The sequence below is a fragment of the Serinicoccus chungangensis genome (assembly GCF_001483745.1).
Lineage (GTDB): Bacteria > Actinomycetota > Actinomycetes > Actinomycetales > Dermatophilaceae > Ornithinicoccus > Ornithinicoccus chungangensis_A.
Genome location: NZ_LQBL01000002.1, coordinates 1 through 13,554, shown reverse-complemented (window position 1 = coordinate 13,554; position 13,554 = coordinate 1). Strand labels below are relative to the sequence as shown.

The following is a 13,554-nucleotide window of genomic DNA, read 5'->3' as shown; positions in this document are numbered from 1 at the left end:
CACCGAGAACAAGCCGACGACTCGCGACCGGCGTTCAGCAACATGACGCGTCAAGTACTGGTGGACAGCCCTTTCGAACCAGTCCTTATAGCTGGCCCGAAGCAGGCGACGCCCCGCAGGTCAGGCGCCCGGAATGGGAGGCGTCACGCTCCGTCGTTCGGCGCTTCGTAGGGTCCCGGTTTGTCAGAGTCCGAATGCGCCGCCGCTGACGAGGATGGCTATGCCGAGGCCGATCAGGACGATCGGGAAGAGCACGTGTTCCCATCGCTCGAGCACCTCGGCGATAGGCCTGCGGGTGGCGACATACCTGGCGAGAAGGACCAGCACGCCGACGAGCAGCAGGAACACGACGCAGAAGATGACCACGGTTGCCGTGCTGACGTTCAGGAACACCGGGACGTAGACGCCGATGTTGTCTCCGCCGTTGGCGAAGGTGACCGCGGCGACAGTCAGGATGCCGACCTTCTTGCCCTCGACCTTCTCGTCGTCGTCGTCACCGTCGCCTCGCCATGCCTGCCACGCCGCCCAGATACCGAGCGCCAGGGGGATGAGCCCGAAGTAGGGAATGGCGCCGGACGGCAGGACCAGTCCGGCCCCCCAGGCGACCAGCAGCGCAGCACCGAGGATCCCGACGAACCCCAGGTACTGCCCCAGCGCGATCCGGGTGGTGGTGCCTCGTTGGCCGGCGCCTCGGGCGAAGAACAGAGAAAGAATGATGATGTCATCGATGTTGGTGGCCATGAACAGCCCGATCGCCTGCAGGACCGTGGTGAGGATCACCGGCTGACCTCGCAGCCGGCGACGGGGCACTGCGGATCCAGGCACGGGGCGTCCTCGTTCACGGCGAGGGTCACCTCGACCAGCGCGAGCAGCGCGTTGGTGAGGTGCGGGTCGGCGATCGCGTAGAGGGTCTGTCGTCCCTGCGGTTCGGCCACGACGATGCCGCAGTCGCGCAGACAGGTCAGGTGGTTGGACACGTTGGGCCGCGTCAGGCCGAGGTCCTCGGCAAGTCCAGCGGGATAGGCAGGCCGTTCGAGCAGCGACAGCAGGATCCGAGCCCGCGTCGGATCTGCCAGGGCCCGGCCGATCCGATGCATCGCGTCCAGCCTGGAGGAAGTAGTCAGCACGGGCTGAACTATACAGTTTGTGCTGAACCGTCCGTGAGGTCGGGGGTGCAACGGGAAGTCATCAGCTTCAGCGTCGGAGGTGGGTGTCGCGTTGGGCGGTGTAGGCGCTCCAGTCTCGTGAGGCCAGGGCGGCCCACCGGGTGGCGGTGTTGGGGGCCAGGCCGAGCACCTCTGCCAGGATCGGGGTGGGCATGCTCGCAGCAAGCTGGAACATGGCGGCGTTGCGGGCGGCCATGGGCTGGATGCCGCGTTCGACGAGCTGGGCGCGGACGTTCTCCGTCGCCAGGTGCTTGCCCGGGATGCCGCCGGGGAAGAGCCAGGTGTCGGGACGGCTGACGTAGGAGGCCTGCCCGCGACGGGTCAGGTGGGTGCGGACGAGGCGGTCGAGCGGGCCCGGCAGCTCGACGGGGAAGGTGTCGAACGTGGCCGTGGTGACGCCGACGGCGTCAACGGTGATCTGGTCGGCGCGCATGCGACAAACCCGGGCCAGGGGTTGGGCGTAGAGCAGGACGAAGAGACCGGCGACGCGGGCGTAGAGGCGGATCGTGTCGTCGTGCAGGAGCAGCTGGACGTGCGACCACCTGTCCTCGTCGGAGAGGGTGACGGCGGGCTGCGTGGTGGGGCGGGTGGCCGCGGACAGATCCCCTCCGAGGCCGGTGCGGGCACACCAGGCCAGGAACGGTCGCAGCGCGAGGGCGCGGGCGCGGTGCTCCTCGGCGAACCGGTCCAGGTCACCCTGTTCGATGTCGGCGAGGTCCGTGCCGTGCTCGGTGAGCCAGTTCATGAAGCGGGCGGTGACGACGATGGTCGCTCGGGCTGCGGAGATCGCGCCGTGGGTGAGGGTCCCGTGCTGCTCCTGGCGGCGCAGCCTGCTCAGCACCTGCCAGCGGGCGAACCGGGCCAGTACCTCGGACTGCCCGGCCGGCAGGGTGCCCAGCAGCTCCTCCAGCCACGGGCTGACCCGCTCGAGCTCGGCGTGGAAGGGCGGCAGGACCCCCAGGGCGGTGAGCAGGTCGCGCAGGTAGCTGTTCGTCCTGCTCGCGGGCATGGCCTCGAAGGTCGCGTGGGAGATGTCGAGCTCGCCGCGGGCCATCGCGCCCAGGGTGGCCGGGCCGGTGGAGCGGGTGAACCAATGCAAGGTGGTCTGTGGTCGTGGCCCGCCGATCAGCGCGTCGTACACCGGCCGCAGTCGCGGGTGGATGCCGCCGTCGGGGCCGGACAGCAGCGCGGTGGTCTTCTCCTTCAGTGCGCAGTGCCCGCACAGCCGGCCCCACGGGGAGTCCTCCCGCCCGCAGGCGGTGCAGGCGTAGACGGCCTCGTTGCCGGTGCAGGCCGCGCACGCCGGCCGACGGTCGGCGTCGTAGAAGGCCAGCACCCTGATGTTCGCGCAACCTGGGCAGGGTTGGGCGGTCCGGGCGAAGCGCAGGGTGCAACGCTGGCAGACCGCCTCCTCCAGGACAATCCGGGTGCAGCGTTCATGGCGGCCGCAGTGTGCGCAGTTCTGGCGCGGCAGCCGCGCCCGTGGGCTCATCGGTCCTCGGGCGGGCGGCGGACCCGGGCCCGGATCGGGCGCAGCTCACCGATCCCTGGGCCACTGTCCCCGGTTCCTGTCTTTGCGGTCTGGTCCTCGACGACGGTGGGGACCAGCAGGTCGTTGGGTTCGCAATCCAGGATGTCGCACAGGGCGGCCAGGACCTCCATGTTCAGCCGTTGCGGGGTCCGGGCCACCAGCCGGTACACGTGCTCTCGGGAGAGGTGCACGCCGCGTTCGGCCAGCAGCGGGACCAGGTCGGAGGTCTGGTACATGCCGTGGGTAGCCATCACCTGGCGCAGGTGCCATCCCATGGCGGTGCGGACGGTCATGACGGGTCCTCCTGATCGGTGCGTTGTGCGTAGACGCGGGCCAGTGCGGACTTGAGCGTCTTGTCCTTGAAGTCGTTGCTGACCGAGGCGTAGATCGCGGTGGTCGAGGCGTAGGCGTGCCCGACCTGTTCCTGGACGAACCGTTCGGGGTAGCCGAACTCGATCAGGTGGGTCACATAGGAGTGGCGCAGGCAGTGAAGCGACAGCGCCGGATCCAGGCCTACCTGCTCGCGCACGTCGGCGAAGCGGGCGTCGAGGTGGCGCAGCGAGACTCGGGAGAGCCGCTCGGTCACCCACAGGGCGGGTTGGCCGGGTGCCTTGAACAACGGCCGTGCCTGCTCCACCCACTGGCGCATGCCCTCGATGGCCCAGTCGAACTCCGGTACTGCCAGGACTGTGCGGCGGCGCGGGACACCGCCGCGGACGGCCTTGCCATACCGGACGTGGACCGAGCCGTAGGTGCCCCACCGGGGCACGTGCGGGTTGGGTCGCAGGTCGGCCACGTCCAGGCGGCACAGCTCGTTGCGACGCAGCCCGAACGCGTAGGCCGTCTTGAAGACCTGCGCGTCCCGCAAAGCGCTCAGTGTGCCCTTACGGCCCGAGGACGCGGTCCGTTCGACCTGGGCGTCAAGGTGGTCGAAGAGATCCTGCAACTCGGAGTACGTCAACGGTCGTCGCGCCGGGCGGCCCTCGTACTCGTTCAGGTGTGCCACCGTGTTCCACTCGTGGCACACCTGGGAGGGCACGGCGCCGAACCGGTCGCGGCACTCCTTCAGCCATCCGTAGCGGGCGTCGGTGACGTAGTCGCAGAACATCCGTAGTGCCAGGTGGTACCCGCGGATCGTGGAGGGTGCTCGGGCGCCGGGTCCGCTGGCCAGGGACACAGTGAAGTCTTCCACGTCACCCGGTCCCCACGCCCACGGGTAGGAGTCGGCGAACTCGGTGAACCGGCGCACCAGTCGGGCCCGGTCGGAGACCGTCTTGCTCCCGAGTAGTCGGGACTGCTGCTGACGTCCCCACCCGGTCAGCATGGCCTCGAAGACGGCGCTCTCCTCGTTCAAATGAGCGATCCCAGCGACGAGGAGCAGTCTTGCCGAGCCCGGCACGTCGACCATCAGGACCACCCATCCGCCGTTGCCGTAGAAGTCATATTGTTGCTCCTGACGTTACACCTAGTTAGGCGTCCCTGGTCAACGGGCCCGCGGGGGGACGTCGAAGTCTCTACTAATCCGCAGACCACCCGGCCGGTGTGACTTCTGACGCGATAATGCTCGCTTTAACCGCTAGTGCAAGAGGTGTGTCCGGTTTGGGGGGCGCGGTCAAGGGCGGGGTGCCGGGCGCGCTGCAGGTGGGTCGCGCGTCCGGCTGGTTACGGGGAGGTGGACGGTTGAAGTGGGGCGCGGGCTTGTGGACGGTGTGAGCAGTGTCAGAAGTGATCGGTGAGAGGGCGTGATGGGTGATGGTGGCGAGCAGGGCGCAGCAGGTGCGGGCAGCGGCGCGACGTCGCGCGGTGCAGGCGCAGGAGAAGCGGCGAGCCGAGGAGAAGGCGCGGGAGAAGCGGTGCGCCGACCTGGGAGTCGCCGTGTCGGTAGCCCTGGCCCAGCGGGATGATGCCGTGGAGCACTTCGAGCAGCAGGCGGGCCAGGCGCTGGACGGGCTGATCGGGGAGGGGTTCAGCGTGGACGAAGCGGTGAGGTGGAGCGGCGTAAATGGGCTGAGCACTAAGCAGGCGCAACGGCTGCGCACAATGGCACGCAAGGCCAGCTCTGCTGGCCGGGACGCGGACACCGGGGACAACGCTGTAAGGTCCGAGCCGCCGGCGGCAGGCGAGTAGTCCACTGTGGGGCGGGTATCGGCGAATCTGCTGCGTCACGCTGTCATTGACCCCGGGGGTGCTCGCACGCTACCGGGACCAGATCGCCACCGTGCCCGGTTCGGGATGCTCCTGGTGGACTGGGGCCATTGCGGGACGGGGGCACGGGCGGGTCTGGGTCGGTCGGGGGCGCGTGGTCATCGCGCACCGGCTCGCGATGTCTCTCGCGTGGGGACCGGACGTCGCAGCAGCGGTGCAGCTCGGTGGCCGTCGGTGTGACAACCCGCAGTGCCAGCCCGTCGGGACCCGGGGTCGCACCCGGGGTGGTGATGGTGGTGGTGCCGGGGCACGCCGTGCACCCGATGACCGGGCGATACCGCACCACCAGCGAGTACGGGTGGCGGGCAGACCCGTTCACCGGGGCGCGTAGCCTGCACGGCGCATCGACTTCCAGCACGTCCAGCCCGGGCAGCCGGTCGCGGCCGTCCTGGACGGGGTGGTCACCCAGTCCACCCAGGACACGGTCGGCGGGTACGGCAACTACGTCGAGGTCGACCACGGCGGTGGCCTGGTCACCCGGTACGCCCACCTTCGGGACCGGGGGGTCAACGTGGGGCAGGAGGTGGCCGCCGGCGAGCACGTCGGGATCGAAGGGCCCACCGGCCGCTCGACCGGGGACCACCTGCACTTCGAGGTCCCTCAGGACGGGCAGAGCACGGACCCTCGGGTGTGGTTGACCGAGGCCGGGATGAGCATCCCGGCGGTCGGGGAGGACCCGGTAGCCCGGGGCAGCCGGCCCAACCCGGGCCGGTCCCGACCCAGACGGTCTCGTCCCCGGCGGCCTCCGGGGGACGATGCCCCAGAGATCGGGGGGGTACTCCGGTAAGCAACGGGTCAACGCCGGTCACATCGTGCAGGCCGGGCTGGACCGTGGCTTGGATGAGGGGGAGCTGTCGGTCGCGGTGATGACCGCGATAGGCGAGTCCAGCCTGATCAACATCGACTACGGCGACGAAGCCGGTCCTGACTCCCGGGGACTGTTCCAGCAGCGGTCCTCCTGGGGCACCGAGGAGCAGCGGATGCACCCGCCGACCGCGGCCGGGTTCTTCTACGACGCGCTGGTGGAAGTGCCCGGGTACCGGGACCTGGCCCCGACCATCGCCGCGCACCGGACCCAGCGCAACGCCGACCCGTTCCACTACGAGCAGCACTGGCCGACCGCGGCCCGGATCGTGGCCGCGATCACCGGGGACGACGACTTCCTGAAGGACCTCCCGCCTGGTGGCGGCGACCCGCCCGGAGGGTGCCTGCCACCGGGCACCACCCCGTCCGGCCCATCGGGCAGTGCCCGCCCAGCGGGTCCCCGGCCGAGACCGGGCTCACCGAGGACACGGTGTACCTGCTGCGGTCCAGCGACTGCTACCTGCCGGACCGTGCTGCTGCCGCGGTGTGGGTTCGCGAGCTGCGTGACCGGTTGCGGCAGTATCTCCGCGGCCGAAGCCAGGGCCAGCAGGACTAGGACGCAGAAAGCATGGCTGCGGCGACGACGAGCGTCACCAGTCCGACTGACTGGAACCAGATCGCCAAGGTTCGCCAGAGGTACAACGACTTGCACACCTTCTCCAGCGTCTTCATTTGGTCTACCTGGTGGGTGATCATGGAGTAGCGGGCTGCGACCTCGTCGTCGGCCCACTGCCTCCTGACGAAGCCTTGGAGGCCTGCGGGTTTGACCAGCCAGGTGCGGTTTCTCGACATGCCGATGGTGGCGAGCAGTGCCCCACCGACCAAAAGCCCGGCAGCAACGATGAACAGCCAGAGCGACAGCCCACCGACCGGCCGGTCGGACAGCCCGGAGAGCACGGCCACGATTGAGACCGCCAGCGCGGCGGACTGCTGCACTCGGGCGAGGGCCTGGAGGTTGGTGTCGCGGCTGTCCCGCCATCCGCGCAGCTCTTCGGCAACCAGCTGGGCGTAGGCCGTCCCCTGGTCAGTCGCCGTCTCGGGTGTTGCTTCCGTGGTGCTTGGTGAACTTTTCTCCTTTGGGTCCGGAGTTTTCCTTGACCAGACGCGCTGGAGGCACCTGCGGATTCTCTGGTGCCGGCCGGCGCTGGGGCTGCTGGGTGGGGGCATCGTCGGATCCGGAATCGTCACTCATAGACGTCCAGTATGGCTGGGCCGTCCTCGAGTTCGTGATTTCGCTTCGTGGGGGACATACCTTCCCGGCCTGGACGTCGACGTGGGTGTGCTCAGGACGGCTAGGAATCGCTCTCGAAGCGAGAAGCGCGGCCGGCCGGAGGGGTGTGGATCGCGGTCGAGACGAATGCTTCAGCCGCCGGGGTGGTGGAGGGGCTTGGCGCGGTCGCCCAGAACCACCGCCACTCGGTGTACCGGAGGTCGCTCGTGGGTGAGCAGGTGCACCTCGTGCGGGTGGTGTCAGTCGCGGGAGTGCTAGGTCGGGGCGACGTCGGCTGTCGCTGTCAGTCGGGCGTGGCACTCTCCCTGCATGTCGAAGATGCCGTGCACGCCCGCACGAGTGCGCCTCAGCAGCGGGATGAGGGACGCTTGTGTCGGGGGGTGAGTTGCGCAAGGCTCACCACACGGTGCCGCGCGCTTTACTGCGCGGTTTCGCTCACCAGGGCAAGGTCTTGTGCCGTCGACGTGGCGGGCACGACTTCGAGCAGTCCGTGGAGCGTGCCTCTGTCATGCGTCACTTTTACTCGGTGTTGGATGACGCCGGAGACTGGCATGACGACGTCGAGGTCTGGCTCGCTCAGGAGATCGAGGACCCGTTCCACGCCCTGAGCCCGAGCCTCGCTACGGGCCAGCAGCCTCCTCCTGGCTCGGCGCAGGTGATCGCTCGCTACGTCGCGGCACTGGCGGTTCGGTCCGCCGAAACAGAGGCGTTGCAACGAGATGTCACCCCTGTCTTGGGGGGCATCAGCATCTTGGCGCGTTGGGCCGACGTCAAAGGTGTCAATCTTGCCGACGTGTCCGAGGATCGCCGTCTGAACCTGCGTGATCAGGCTGAGCGACTCTTCGATGAATACTTCGGTGAGCCATCCAAAGCCAGCCTGCTCCGCGTAGCGCTCTGGCTGTATGACGAGGCCGCCTGCCGGTTGAAGCACTACGAGTGGGCGGTCGTCCACATGGACGAAGACCTCTTGCTCGCAGATGCGCCAGTCGTTGCTATAGCCCATCAGGGACCGGACTGGAAAGGTCTCTTGCCCCATGGTTGCAGCATCTTCCTCCCCCTGGCTCCTAGACAATTGCTCGTAGGCACCTCGCCCCTATTCATCCAACCGCAGTACGGGGTGCGGACTCAGCCGCGAATCATCAACCGGCTGGCGGTCCGCGACGCTCACTCAACCGTCTTTCGCCATCCAGCGACCGTGTGGCCGCACAGCCTGTCACTAGCACCTAAGCGCGCCGGGCTGGTGAGCCAAGGCTGGAGCGTTTCGCGCGGGCCTGACGAGGAACTCTCCTCACAGGAAAGCAGCTCTGAGCTCGGGTTGCCTGCTCTCGCCGATCCGACTGCTCAACAGCTGATGGAGACGTTGCAGAGACATGAGGTAGCCAAGGTCGAGAGGGTCGCGGAGCGCATGACCAACGAGATTATGCAGCGACTTAGCACAGGTGAAGTTGGCGGCGGATACCTTTTCCATGGCTCGCAGTAGCCGTAGATGTTGAGCACCCTAGTCACGGGCATGCTCACTCGTATCGCCGAGGTGCTTGTTGCACTCGGATCGGCGCGTGGGCCTAAATGCCAGACTGTGTCGGATGGATCCGACCTTCGACATCGCGGGCTTCCTGCGCGAGCCGCGTCGCCCGGCTAGCGTGTCCACCGTGACCGCCAGCGGCCGTCCGGCGCTGGCCACGATGTGGTTCGGCTTCTTCGGTGGACGCTTCTGGTTCCACACACCCATCGCCGAGAAGAGACCGAGCCCTTTCCTCCTGGCCGCCAGCCAGGGGCGCGAGGTCGCGGCGATGGTCGCCACGTTCGACCCGCCCACCGACGTGCGACAAGTGAGAGTCACTGGACCGGCTATCCTTCACCCGCACGACCCCGCTCGAGCCCGAGCGATCTATTGCAAGTACGTGTCTGACTGGACCGACTCCTGAAATGGCCAGGCCGACTCTCGGGCGCTACAGCTCTGGTCCGTACTTCCGCAGCGCGGGATGGCCATCCACTACCCGAACCTGGAAGACACCACACCAGTGCGCTGGACCGCACCGCCCCCCTGGCTCGCCTAAGTAAGTTGGCGGCACAGGCAACGACTACACCCTCAATTGGGAAGAGCCGCCTTGACCTGATCGCCCGCAAACGGGGGGGATTGCTCCGTATAGCTTCAGTTCGTGACTGGCAAGAGACGGATGGGCAATTCCTGGTGCGTTCGAAAGAAGGGTTGCTAGGAGTGGGCGGCGTCGTAGGCGTCGACAATGCACTTTGCGATGCGGCCGCGGTCGCTGACTTGGTACCCGTTCTCGCGCGCCCATGCCCGGATCTGGTCTAGATCGTCGCGGCTTGTGGTCGACCCGCTGTACAGTCGGCGGGTTTGGCGTCGGCCACCGGTGCGGCGTGCATGGTCGACCCAGTGCATGAAGGTCTCCCGAAGCTCGGTTGCATGCTGGTCGTGGAGGTCGATGGTGTAGGACACCCCGTCCAGGGCGAACTCGACGGTCTGGTGTGCCTCGGTCCCGTCGATGTCATCGACCAGGATCACTTTCACGTTCTGGGCCATGGTGAAAAGCATCTCCTCTGGGGGTGTTGGTCTTTGGAAGCACCGGAGTTTCCGGTGTGCGTCGGAAACAATCTGGGTGAGCGAGAATGAGCATACTTGGGACACGTGCCCAGGTCCCTGGTTCTGCGAGTTCGTGACTTCGCTACAGCGGGGGACATACCGTCCGGGTCATGTGTCGAGCTGGTCGTCGTCGGTGTCCGGGGTGTCAGGGTGTGACGGCGCGGGTCAAGCACAACGAGCGGCGCCGGCGTAACCGGGAGCTGAAGGCGCAGATCGTGGCCGCGGCGGGGGAGATGGGCCACGGCAGCGAGGTGCTGGCGTGGTTGCGGCAGGGGCCGCCGGCTCGGGCGAAGGAGTGGGCCAAGGGGCATGGCCTTCCGCAGGGTTGCACCCGGGGGAGGGTCACCCCACCGGCGAAGGGGCCGTAGAGGGCGTCCACGCGGGTTCTGCGGCCCGTTCAGCCGCTTCCGGTCCAACACTCGGACCCGGTCCAGGGCGCGCTGGAGGAGCTGCTGCGGGCCGTCGCCGCCGGTGGTGGCCGCGCACACCCGGCCCCGGTCGGAGGTGTGCGTCGGGAACCGGGCCGTGCGCACCGTGAACGCCAGCCCGGCGCGGCAGCGGCCGGGCCGGCCCTCGGTGGGGGTGACTGGGCGCGGTCTGGGATGCAGGAGGGCTGGTACGTCCCCGAGCTGGGGGGCCAGATCGAGACCGCTCTGGAGCGGCAGGGTGGTGACCGGGACGAGCGGCACCTGCTGTCTGGTGAGCCGGCGCACCCGCAGCGGGCCAGGGGCGGGACGAACGAGACGACCAGGTGGCAGCTGCACAACGGGCAGGTCGCGTTCCACAAGCCGTTCGCGGACCTCAACGACAGCATTGCTGACGGGTTCGGGCAGGCGACGGCGCAGCAGCCGGTGCACGAGGCCGCGGCCTGGCGGTTGGCCGAGCGGCTGGGGGAGCCCTACCGCTCCCTGGTGCCGCCCTGCGTGCTGCGCGAGGTGGAGGGCAAGATGGGGTCGTTGTCGCTGGAGCGCCCCGGGGTCCCGGGCCGGCCGATCGGCGAGCTCGAGGAGGCCGACCGGCGCGCGGCCGGGTTCTTCGACTGCCTGATCGGGCAGCAGGACCGGCACCGCAACAACTACCTCGTCGCCGGTGACCGGCTCACCCTGATCGACCACGGGTACGCCTTCGCCAAGCCCGGCAACTACTGCAACTACTCGGATTTCGTCAGCTGGCGGACCACGGACGATGCAGACTCGGACAAGAGGGGCCGGCTCAGCGGCGCGGAGATCGACGCGCTGGACCGGGTGCTCGACTCCGAGGACGCCGGCGGTCTGCGTGGGATGATCGAGGACGACCGGTTGGACGCGCTGCTGGGGCGGGCGCGGCGGATGCGGGAGACCGGCCGGCTCCTCGGCCGAGGTGATTACTGAGAATGACAAGAAATACCTAAATGCAATCTCACGTTGTAGTATATGGGTGGGTGTCTTCACCCGGGAAAGGAAGGTGAGCAGCCATGGTGACTCTCCAGCTGCACCGTGTCCCCGAAAGTGGGGATCACTACGAGGTGGCCGCCACGATGGTCATCGAACCGGATGGGCACTACGTCCTGGACGATCCCCAGGGGCTGGTCCCGACCGACCTGCACGTCCTGGTGCCCGACGAGGTGGCCGGGGGGTTGCGCCCGGTGGCCGTCACGGAGGACCCGGAGACCTGGGCGCGCAACCTGCACACTGTGCTGCGCACCGGCTACCTGGTGCCGGTGCTCCTCGACGCCGACCCAGGACAGACGCCGGCGTGAGCTCGACCGGGCACCGGGGGACCTACCGCGACGGGCTGCTCACCCGGTCCGAGGCCGCGGCCTCGATCGGGGTCACTGCGGCCACCTGGTCGGGGTACGTCTCCCGTGGCTTCGCGCCGGCCCCTACCGAGGTCGTGGGCCGCACCCCCCTGTGGGACCCGGACGTGGTCCAGCAATGGCACCAGTCCCGGCCCGGGACCGGCCGTGCCCGCAAGGGCGACCCGGGCCTGCCGTCGTGGTCACAGCCCACCCACCGGTTGACGCTGACCCCGGAGGAAGCCACGGCCCTTCATCGTCTCCTGGGGACCCGTCTCGCGGCTAACGACCGGCAGGCCCAGCTTTTGGCCGGGGTCCGTGACCGCCTCGGAGTCCTAGGTTATAAGGGTTAATACGGCGAGCCGATGTCTCATGACACGAGCTAGTCGCAACTCGTCTAAGCGGGCGAAGTCGACGCAAGCCAAGGCGTGATTGACACCGGGCGTGGTGAGCGCACTTTCAGGGGGTGTAACGCGAGCACTGGCGAGGTGCTCATGCTGATGTTAGCGTGATGTGCGTACGCTATTTTTCCGAAATAAAAGGAGATGCCATGAGCAAGCGATTGGGCGTTGTGATCGCGCTGCCGCTATTCGCAGTGTCAGGCCTCGCAGGGCCGGCGGTGTCGGCCGCGGAGGGCAATACTACGGAGAACATCGAAACGGTAATCTCGACCGAAGAGGTGACCGAGAAGGTCTATAATGAAGACATCGGTGAGTATGTTACCTTTACCGGCACTCAGACTACTTCTCTGCTGACGGGGACAGACAATGTCAGCACGACCACAGCGAACACTACGTCTGGGTGTCGTGTCACCGAGTGGGCGGGAAATCCTAAAATGGTGCGCGGTAGTTCCGCTCCTTACACAGAGTATGTTGCCGCTAGTGGTTACAAGACCTTATCTTCTGCGTGTAACCGCAGTTACATTTCTATGTCCTTAAAGGAGTGTAGGTGGGTCGGTTGTTCCTATCACCCCACAAGAGATGACGACTCGGGTTACGTCTATCCCGGCGGAACGAAGTGGCTTAACGTCTCCTACACATGTGGGGATTCACGTGAGTACTACGCGCTCAGCGGGCTGTACCAATATGGAAGTAGCGATCGAGTTAGGTTGTGCGGATGAGCGCCACCGTTCGATCTGACACTGAAGAGCAGATAACCGGTCGCGGCCTGGGTGCAGGAATGCAGATTTTCCTTGGCCTGAGTGTCATCGTCGCCGTAGGGGCGGCTGAGTACCTATACAAATGGGCGAACGTGGATGGCCGCCCATCTTTGGTTGCTCTGGCTGGCGGTTTGTCTCTGGGTGCCTTGTTGTGCGGCATCGTCGGTATGTCAAGTACGCGGCTAGCGGGACCTTTCCTGTGGTCTTTAGTGGCTGGATTGGGTTTGGTAATTGTGGGGGGGGTAATAGCTACGCAAGGCAGCGTCATTCCCCCATCTAACATTCCAATGCGACCCATCTTCCCTGAACTAGTTATAGCCATGGCGTGGAGTTTCGCCACCTGGTGTACCTTCGGTGCGGCTCTTGGTTCACTAATTAGGGTCCGAAACCTACGGCAGCGGAAGGAAGCCACAGGCTGATCTGGACTTTCGCCCACGTCGTGCAAGGACCAGTGCTCGCTGAACGCGGCTAGCACCCGGCCGCCGGCCCCGCGGACTGACGAGGGTCGCCGATGCAGGTGGACGTCCAGCGGTACCCGGTGAGCGACTCTGTGGGGCGGCGCGTTGTTGCCCCCGGTCGTGGCTCGGACCGCGCTGCGGTTCGGGCTGATGCGCGCGGCCGCGGTCGTGCTGGCCCTGGTGGTGCTCATCGTGGCGCTCCTGCGCCGGGAAGCTGCTTTTCTCGGGCTCGCGGTCCTGGTCCCGTTCATCTGTGTGAAGGGTCTCCTGGATGCACGCGCGCTTCTCAACGTCTGGTGGCGGCTCGTGGTGGGTCGCGCGTTCTGACGCAGGGGGGTGTCGCGGTGCTGCGGACGGTACCCCGCGATGAGGGCAGGGCCTGCTGGATCTCCGACTTCGCCGCCATCCCTGTGGGTAGGGCCTGGGGCGGGCTCTGGCCGAGGCCCTTGTCCGCGAGCTGCCAGCCGGGACGCAGCTGAAGGCCGGTGTGGTCGCCGGCAAACTGGTGGGGACATACCGGCTCTTCGACTTTGAGCGTGGTGGGGCCCTGACGTAGGGCTC

General features: G+C 67.2%; 15 protein-coding genes. 8 read left to right on the top strand and 7 right to left on the bottom strand.

Annotated features, from left to right (window positions below; translation table 11 throughout):
- Window positions 1–183: 183 nt before the first annotated feature.
- The 5 genes from AVL62_RS00345 to AVL62_RS00325 all read right to left on the bottom strand — a co-directional run bounded on the left by AVL62_RS00345 (window position 184) and on the right by AVL62_RS00325 (window position 4,105).
- Complete coding sequence (locus tag AVL62_RS00345) at window positions 184–780, bottom strand: cadmium resistance transporter (RefSeq protein WP_058889708.1); 597 nt, start codon at window positions 778–780, stop codon at window positions 184–186.
- The gene (cmtR, locus tag AVL62_RS00340; protein ID WP_029202581.1) at window positions 777–1,127 is read right to left on the bottom strand and encodes a Cd(II)/Pb(II)-sensing metalloregulatory transcriptional regulator CmtR; all 351 of its coding nucleotides are present in this window, start codon (window positions 1,125–1,127) and stop codon (window positions 777–779) included. Before cmtR ends, AVL62_RS00345 begins: the two co-directional genes overlap by 4 nt.
- A gap of 67 nt (window positions 1,128–1,194) precedes the next feature.
- Window positions 1,195–2,502, bottom strand: a complete 1,308-nt coding sequence (locus AVL62_RS00335; RefSeq protein WP_058889707.1) for a hypothetical protein — start codon at window positions 2,500–2,502, stop codon at window positions 1,195–1,197.
- 152 nt (window positions 2,503–2,654) lie between these two features.
- A complete protein-coding gene (locus AVL62_RS00330; RefSeq protein ID WP_058889706.1) occupies window positions 2,655–2,990 on the bottom strand; it encodes a helix-turn-helix domain-containing protein in 336 nt (111 codons plus the stop codon).
- Window positions 2,987–4,105 (bottom strand): tyrosine-type recombinase/integrase, encoded by a 1,119-nt coding sequence (locus tag AVL62_RS00325; protein WP_058889936.1) that lies wholly within the window; start codon window positions 4,103–4,105, stop codon window positions 2,987–2,989. The genes AVL62_RS00330 and AVL62_RS00325 overlap by 4 nt, the downstream gene beginning before the upstream one ends.
- A 344-nt stretch (window positions 4,106–4,449) precedes the next feature.
- Between AVL62_RS00325 and AVL62_RS00320 the strand changes: the two genes are divergently transcribed.
- Together AVL62_RS00320 and AVL62_RS17990 are read left to right on the top strand one after the other, a co-directional pair.
- Complete coding sequence (locus AVL62_RS00320; protein ID WP_153011583.1) at window positions 4,450–4,824, top strand: hypothetical protein; 375 nt, start codon at window positions 4,450–4,452, stop codon at window positions 4,822–4,824.
- Between the two features lie 421 nt (window positions 4,825–5,245).
- Complete coding sequence (locus AVL62_RS17990) at window positions 5,246–5,689, top strand: M23 family metallopeptidase (RefSeq protein WP_201023166.1); 444 nt, start codon at window positions 5,246–5,248, stop codon at window positions 5,687–5,689.
- Between the two features lie 629 nt (window positions 5,690–6,318).
- Here the strand turns inward: AVL62_RS17990 and AVL62_RS00305 are convergent.
- Window positions 6,319–6,702: a hypothetical protein gene (locus AVL62_RS00305; protein WP_058889702.1), complete on the bottom strand. Its 384-nt coding sequence runs from the start codon at window positions 6,700–6,702 to the stop codon at window positions 6,319–6,321.
- 665 nt (window positions 6,703–7,367) lie between these two features.
- On the opposite strand from AVL62_RS00305, the gene AVL62_RS00300 reads away from it, so the two are divergent.
- Both AVL62_RS00300 and AVL62_RS00295 read left to right on the top strand, forming a co-directional pair.
- Window positions 7,368–8,477 (top strand): DUF4238 domain-containing protein, encoded by a 1,110-nt coding sequence (locus AVL62_RS00300; protein ID WP_058889701.1) that lies wholly within the window; start codon window positions 7,368–7,370, stop codon window positions 8,475–8,477.
- A 103-nt stretch (window positions 8,478–8,580) separates the two neighbouring features.
- Window positions 8,581–8,922, top strand: coding sequence for a pyridoxamine 5'-phosphate oxidase family protein (locus AVL62_RS00295; protein WP_201023163.1), 342 nt, complete (start codon window positions 8,581–8,583; stop codon window positions 8,920–8,922).
- Window positions 8,923–9,209: 287 nt separating this feature from the next.
- On the opposite strand, the gene AVL62_RS00290 is transcribed toward AVL62_RS00295, so the two are convergent.
- Window positions 9,210–9,542: a histone-like nucleoid-structuring protein Lsr2 gene (locus AVL62_RS00290; RefSeq protein WP_058889935.1), complete on the bottom strand. Its 333-nt coding sequence runs from the start codon at window positions 9,540–9,542 to the stop codon at window positions 9,210–9,212.
- Between the two features lie 662 nt (window positions 9,543–10,204).
- On the opposite strand from AVL62_RS00290, the gene AVL62_RS00280 reads away from it, so the two are divergent.
- The 4 genes from AVL62_RS00280 to AVL62_RS00265 all read left to right on the top strand — a co-directional run bounded on the left by AVL62_RS00280 (window position 10,205) and on the right by AVL62_RS00265 (window position 13,320).
- A complete protein-coding gene (locus AVL62_RS00280) occupies window positions 10,205–10,972 on the top strand; it encodes a hypothetical protein (RefSeq protein ID WP_058889699.1) in 768 nt (255 codons plus the stop codon).
- Between the two features lie 83 nt (window positions 10,973–11,055).
- A complete protein-coding gene (locus AVL62_RS17190) occupies window positions 11,056–11,340 on the top strand; it encodes a hypothetical protein (protein WP_161937809.1) in 285 nt (94 codons plus the stop codon).
- 586 nt (window positions 11,341–11,926) lie between these two features.
- Window positions 11,927–12,496 carry a hypothetical protein gene (locus tag AVL62_RS17185; protein ID WP_161937808.1) on the top strand — a complete coding sequence of 190 codons (570 nt, stop codon included), beginning with the start codon at window positions 11,927–11,929 and terminating at the stop codon, window positions 12,494–12,496.
- Window positions 12,497–13,113: 617 nt separating this feature from the next.
- Entirely contained in the window at window positions 13,114–13,320 is a 207-nt protein-coding gene (locus tag AVL62_RS00265; RefSeq protein WP_058889697.1) for a hypothetical protein, read from the top strand.
- Window positions 13,321–13,554: the final 234 nt, after the last annotated feature.